Annotated in this window: 1 protein-coding gene; it reads right to left on the bottom strand. The window is 73.1% G+C overall.

Annotated elements, in window-relative coordinates:
• Positions 1–885 (bottom strand): glycoside hydrolase family 76 protein (locus AC5RV2_RS18565; protein WP_494093549.1); only part of this gene is annotated, 885 nt, incomplete at both ends.

Raw genomic sequence — 885 nt, 5'->3', positions numbered from 1 at the left:
GCCGCGGCGGCCGGAACCGCGGGGTCGGGGGAGAAGACCAGCACTTCCCCGGTGCGGTGGTTTCCGCTGGTCCGCCCGTCCCAGAAGCCTTGCGCGGTGTCCAAGACCATCCGCGCGGCCAGTTCCCGCGCCGAGTCCGACAGCCGGTCGGAGCGGGCGGCATAGGCCAGGTAGCGGGCCAGGATCCCGGTGAACAGTCCGCCGTCGCCGGCGCCGTGCGTGCGCAGGACGAGTGGGCCGCCGTCGCCCGAAGTCGCCGAACCCGCGGCGGCCGGGTTGTCGTCGTCGGCCGGTCCTGCGGTGGCGGTGCGTTCGCCGGTGGCTGCATGCGGAGTCGCTGAACGTCCCTGGACCAAACCGGCCGCGATGCCTTGCACCAGTTCGGCGGCCCGCGCCAGATCGGCGTCGCGGCCCGTTTCCAGCAGTGCCCCGAGCACCGGCCCCTGGTTGTAGGTGTAGACGTCGTCCACCAAAACCGGCTGGCCGCCGGAGACCCGGACGCCGTCGAGATACAGTCGCTGCCGGGGCGCGTACAACGTGGCATCCAGCCAGTCCAGGAGCGGGGCGGCCTGCGCCCGGTCGCCCGCACGCGCCAGATACAGGGCCGCCGGTGCCGTGGCTGGGGTGTTCTTGAAGTCCCTGGCGGTGTTCCAGAACAGGCCGCCGCCCAGGTCCGGGGTGTGCGCCGATTCCAGTTGGGGCAGCAGGCGGCGTGCCGCGGCCCTGTTCCGGAAGCGCGGCTTGTGCGCCTCGGCGGCCAGCGCGTCCAGCCGCTGCGCCGCCAAGGCCAGCCAGGCCATGTCGTCGTAGTAGGAGTTGTCGAAGCGGAATCCGTTGCGCCACCGGAGCGTGCGCAACAGCCGCGCGGCGAGACGGCCGGCGCTC

Source organism: Arthrobacter sp. Y3225116, from assembly GCF_059091245.1.
This window is presented reverse-complemented; position numbering and strand designations above follow the sequence as displayed.